This is a genomic window from Sphaerospermopsis kisseleviana CS-549 (assembly GCF_028329225.1).
Taxonomy (GTDB): domain Bacteria; phylum Cyanobacteriota; class Cyanobacteriia; order Cyanobacteriales; family Nostocaceae; genus Sphaerospermopsis; species Sphaerospermopsis kisseleviana.
The window spans coordinates 1-5,620 of sequence record NZ_JAQMTI010000269.1; the positions used below are offsets into that span (position 1 = coordinate 1).

The window sequence follows — 5,620 nt, forward strand, 5'->3', positions numbered from 1 at the left end:
AACCTTGATATATCAAAGGTTAGAGGCTGATAAACACAGAAATTAGTGCAAGGGTTTTGAAGGGTATACCGGAAAAAGTGTGCATTTTTGGGGATTTCAAGAGATGGCAAAGAAATTTTCAAATCTCCTCCTGACTCCTGTACGGGCGTTCGCGAAGCGTGCTGGAAGCATCAGCATTCGGAAAATAGGCTTGGACAAAAATTGATAATTAGTCGCCCTAATGCTTCGCCCCTACCACTTCTGACTCCTGACTCCTATGCTCTCACGGAAAGACTTTCTCAGCAACCCCTATTTAGGTTTCGCCTCAACAATGTAGGGAGTGTCAATTCTGTCCTCAAAGATTGTAGGATTTGGTAATTAACTTTTATTGATGATCAGTATGTCTGTTTCGGCTACTTTATCCCAATTGGTTGAAGTTCTATCAGCCCATCCTGTAAATTTATCTGCATCTGCATTAGCTCAAGTAAGCAAGGGTATCCAAACAGACACCAGGATTTTACAACCGGGTGAAGTGTTTTTAGCTTTACGTGGCGAAAAATTCGATGGACACAAGTTTGTACAAATGGCGATCGCCAAGGGTGCAATTGCCGCCATTGTAGAGTATACTGATGAAAACCCTGACATACCTGTATTACAAGTTCCCGACACTCTGAAGGCATATCAGCAAATTGCTAGATGGTGGCGGGATTCCTTGATTATTCCTGTAATTGGGGTAACAGGTTCAGTAGGTAAAACCACAACCAAGGAACTGATCGCCGCAGTTTTAGGAACTAGAGGACAAGTTCACAAAACCTATGGAAATTTCAACAATGAAATAGGTGTTCCTAAAACGCTGTTAGAAATGGGTGCAGAACATGATTTTGCAGTCATAGAAATGGCCATGCGAGGAAGGGGACAAATTGCGGAATTAACACAAATAGCTAGTCCAAATATCGGTGTTATTACTAATGTGGGAACAGCACATATTGAGCTACTAGGTTCAGAACAAGCGATCGCAGAAGCTAAATGTGAATTATTAGCAGAAATGTCTGATGATAGTGTAGCAATTCTCAATTACGATAGTCCCCTATTAATGGAGATAGCAAAGAAATTTTGGCAGGGAAAAGTGATTAGTTATGGTTTTTCCGGTGGAGATATTCAAGGGAAATTAGTTGACAATGAAACTATAGAAGTAGCAGGAATGGATTTACCATTACCCTTACCAGGTCGTCATAATGCCACTAATTTTTTAGCAGCATTAGCAGTAGCTAAGGTATTAGAAATTGATTGGCAAACCCTAAAAAAAGGGGTAATTGTGAATATGCCAGGAGGGCGATCGCAAAGGTTTACATTACCTAATGATATTGTAATTTTAGATGAAACTTATAACGCCGCCCCAGAAGCGATGTTAGCAGCTTTGCAGTTATTAGCAGATACACCAGGAAAGCGGAAAATTGCCGTATTAGGAGCAATGAAGGAATTAGGAGACAGATCCCCACAATTACATCAACAAGTTGGGGAAATGGTGCAGAAATTGAATTTAGATGGGTTATTGATTTTAGTTAATAGCCAAGATGCAGAAATTATTGCTGATAGTGCAAAAGGAATTCCTTGTGAATGTTTTGCTACTCATAGTGATTTAGTAACCAGATTAAATACTTATGTAAAGGAGGGCGATCGCTTATTATTTAAAGCTGCCCATTCCGTAGGATTAGATCAGGTTGTTAATCAGTTTCGATTGTCAATTGATAATTGATAATTTGTAAGGAGTCAGGAGTCAGGAGTCAGGAGTCAGGAGTCAGAAGGAAGAATTAGAAGCATCTGACAATTACTTCTCCTGACCTGAAAGTGAGAAGATTGGAAAATAGGAAATTGTTTCTTTTTTTCTTTTTTTCTCATAGAAAGGAGAGATTGTAAACCTGGAAGTAAACAGTGAATTAAACAATTGTCGTAAGGATTCAGGATACAGAATACAGAATTAATGAGAGTTTTCGATTCATTCTTGATAATTAATGAAAAAACTTTCTCCTGTAAATTCTGGCTACAAACAAATATTCTTCCTCCTGACTCCTGACTCCTGACTCCTGCTGTAAAGTATAAATTATTAATTATGTATTATAAATCCTGAATTATCAATTATGGCTGTTGCGACACTCCATGTAAATCCCGTCATAGGTAACGATGCTAATACAGGTTCTCGGTTAAGTCCGTTAAAAAGTATCACCCGTGCCTTAAAAGCCACCAGAACCCCAGGAATTATTCAGTTAGCACCAGGAACGTATAGCACTTCTAACGGAGAGGTGTTTCCGCTGATTATTCCTGGGGAAATGCTCGTAGTAGGTAACGAATCTAACAAAGGTCAGGGAATTATTATTTCTGGCAGTGGTGAGTATCAAAGTCCTACCTTTGGTTGGCAAGATATCACATTGCTGTTGTTAGGTAATGCCAGTTTGTTAGGGGTAACAGTGATCAATCCTGTTTCTAAGGGTACTGGGATTTGGATTGAATCAACAGCACCGACTTTAGCTAATAATACATTCAGTAAATGTGGACGGGAAGGGATATTTGCAACTGGTAAGGCTAAACCCGCCATTTTAGATAATGTATTTGTCCAAAATGCTGCCAGTGGTTTAATGATGGCACGTTATAGCAAAGGGGAAGTGTTGCGGAATGTATTTGAAAATAACCCTGTAGGGATAGCTATTAGCGATTTTGCAGCCCCTCTAGTGGCCAATAACAAACTTGCCAATAACTCGATAGGTATAGCCCTTTCTCGTGATGCTAGTCCGGTATTACGACGAAATTTGATTTGCCAAAATACCCAAGGTGGTTTATTGGTAAATGGTAATGCTGTTCCTGAGTTGGGTAAACCCGAAGATCCGGCTGATAATATTTTTCGTGATCACAAAGATTTTGATATTCAAAATATATCATCTCAAAAAGTGATTTCTGTAGGCAATCAGTTAAATCCTGCCCAAGTTCAGGGAGTAGTAAAATTTCTCGCTGCTACAGCCGATACTCCTAGTCAAGTTATTAGTACCAGTTTTTCAGACTTAGATGGACATTGGGCAGCGGCGTTTGTAGAAGCTTTGGTGAATAAAGGTTTTATTAGTGGTTTCCCTGATGGCACATTTCGACCTGCTACACCTATTACCCGCGCTCAATATGCTGCCTTAATTACTAAGACTTTTCAACTACCTGCTAGTAATAACCTGAATAGATTTAAAGATGTCAGAACTGATTTTTGGGCAGCTTCAGCTATTGCTAGTGCGGCTGATGCCGGTTTTTTGAGTGGCTTTCCCGATGGTACTTTTAGACCAGGACAAAATTTAACCAAAGTACAGGCGATAGTATCAATTATTAATGGTTTAAAATTTACAGGCAGTAATCCTAACGGGTTAAATGTGTATAGCGATCGCGCCCAAATTCCTAGTTATGCTACAAATGCAGTCACAGTTGCTACTCAAAAACTGCTAATAGTCAATTATCCCCAAATAGAACTATTAGAACCACTCAGAGAAATTACTCGTGCAGAGGTAGCAGCATTAATTTATCAAGCTTTAGTTTCCAGAGGTGAGGCACAAGTTATTTCTTCTCCCTACATTGTCAAACCAGATACAGAAATTCCCTCATTTTCTGATTTGGTAGGACATTGGGCAGAAGCATATATTCGGGCGTTGGTGAGTATGAATTTAACTCAAGGTTTTGCTGATGGTAGTTATCAACCAGATAAAGCCATGACTCGCGCCCAATATGCGGCTTTAATAGCCGCTGCTTTTAACCCTACACCCAAACGTCAAGGAATAGAATTTATAGATGTTCCCGCTGATTTTTGGGCAGCTAAAGCCATTCACATAGCTGCTAGAGGTGGTTTTGTCGGTGGGTTTAGCGATCGCACTTTTCGCCCAGATCAAAATGTGCAAAGAATACAGGTGTTAGTTTCCCTAGTCAACGGACTCGGACTACCACCAGCTAACAATGCTAATAACAATTTATTAACTGCCTACAGTGATATAAAATCAGTACCTGAATATGCCAGAACCGCGATCGCAACCGCCAACCAACACAAAATTATTGTTAATTATCCAGATCCCAAACTGCTTGCACCTACCAGAGAAGCCACACGGGCTGAAGTTGCAGCTATGATTTATCAGGCATTAGTGGCAATTAAACGGGTTAAAGGTATTTAGTTATTGGTAACAGGGAATAGGAACAGGATAAAATTCATCAACTCTTGCTATTTTGCTTGTTGCCTTGTCATAACGACAATTTTTAACACTCACCAACTTAGTGTAATGCCTAGCTTAAAACTTTCTCAGACTGGATTGCAAATTACTAAACAAGCTCGTAAAGAAAAAGGTTGGACAATTGATAATCCGCTTTGGTTAGAACAAACCAGTCAAATTATTGAACCTAACTGTAACTGGGAAAATGCCGAAGTATTTGCAGCAGGGGTATCTTTAGCGACATGGAAACGCTTCCTTAAAGGTGATGCCATTGATGCCTCAGCATTTAAAGCATTTTGTCAGGTTTTGGGTTTAAATTGGCAAGACTTAGTGGAACGTCCTCTCAATTCTTCCATAGCTAATACAACCCAAATCCCCTATATTCCCTTATTCTTTGGCAGACGTTACGAACTAGCGACACTTAGCCAAGCAATAGAACAAAGAACACCCCTGATTGTCATCACAGGAATAGGAGGTATTGGGAAAACAGCTTTAGCTGTAAAATTAGCAGAAAATAGGCGATCGCATTTTCAAAAAACTCTGTGGTTTTCCTTTCACCACAACCCACCAGCAACAGATAAACCACCAGATTTAGCACCGCAAACCCTACTAATTTTTGATGGTTGGGATGCAATTTTAGGGGGTAACCGCGGGGGACAATATCGTGCAGGATATGAACTATATGCAGACTTTCTCCGCAGTGTTGTCCAAACGCCTCATGATAGTTGTGTGATGATCACTAGCCGCGAACAACCAGAGGGACTAAATCTTTTAAGTGCTGCGGGTGCGGTGATTTTTCCCCTGGGTGGACTTATGGAAGGTGCAATTGAACTTTTGCAGCATCATCAACTTACCTTTGATGCTCAACAGTGGATTACTCTAGTTAATCAATATGGTGGTAATCCCTTATTTCTGAATATGGCCGCCAATTTCATCCATGAATTATTTGCTGGAGATGTGGGAGAGTTTCTTGCTTCTGGAACATTAGTCTCTGGTGAATTTGCTCCCCTGGTAACACGATGGCTAGAACAAATTTCTCCTTTAGAAAAAATGATTATGGAGTTTTTAGCCACTAAATTACAAGGATTCACTCGTCAAGAAATACTCTTAAACCTCAAAAATAATGCTGCTAATGGCGATATTTTAGCAGCACTCTTATCTTTAAAACGACGAGCGTTGATAGAAACAATCAAAGATGAAGCAATGGAAAGATTTTATCTACAACCCGTGATTCTTAAATGCGTACAGCGATTATTTAGGGTTTGCTGAATAAAGCTAAAACCTTGATATATCAAAGGTTAGAGGCTGATAAACACAGAAATTAGTGCAAGGGTTTTGAAGGGTATACCGGAAAAAGTGTGCATTTTTGGGGATTTCAAGAGATGGCAAAGAAATTTTCAAATCTCCTCCTGACT

At 39.8% G+C, this 5,620-nt stretch carries 3 protein-coding genes; all 3 read left to right on the top strand.

The genetic code is table 11. From position 1 onward, the window contains the following. Positions 1-379: 379 nt before the first annotated feature. The 3 genes from PN497_RS21205 (at position 380) to PN497_RS21215 (ending at position 5,474) form a co-directional block, all read left to right on the top strand. Positions 380-1,735 (top strand): UDP-N-acetylmuramoyl-tripeptide--D-alanyl-D-alanine ligase, encoded by a 1,356-nt coding sequence (locus PN497_RS21205; protein WP_096572798.1) that lies wholly within the window; start codon positions 380-382, stop codon positions 1,733-1,735. Positions 1,736-2,117: 382 nt separating this feature from the next. Next, positions 2,118-4,169 carry an S-layer homology domain-containing protein gene (locus PN497_RS21210; RefSeq protein ID WP_096571189.1) on the top strand — a complete coding sequence of 684 codons (2,052 nt, stop codon included), beginning with the start codon at positions 2,118-2,120 and terminating at the stop codon, positions 4,167-4,169. Positions 4,170-4,274: 105 nt separating this feature from the next. Continuing rightward, positions 4,275-5,474, top strand: coding sequence for an AAA family ATPase (locus PN497_RS21215; protein WP_096571187.1), 1,200 nt, complete (start codon positions 4,275-4,277; stop codon positions 5,472-5,474). Positions 5,475-5,620: the final 146 nt, after the last annotated feature.

Excerpts from the sequence above, each read along its gene's own strand:
- PN497_RS21205 (WP_096572798.1), top strand. The coding sequence starts at position 380 with ATGTCTGTTTCGGCTACTTTATCCCAATTGGTTGAAGTTCTATCAGCC.
- PN497_RS21210 (WP_096571189.1), top strand. The coding sequence starts at position 2,118 with ATGGCTGTTGCGACACTCCATGTAAATCCCGTCATAGGTAACGATGCT.
- PN497_RS21215 (WP_096571187.1), top strand. The coding sequence starts at position 4,275 with ATGCCTAGCTTAAAACTTTCTCAGACTGGATTGCAAATTACTAAACAA.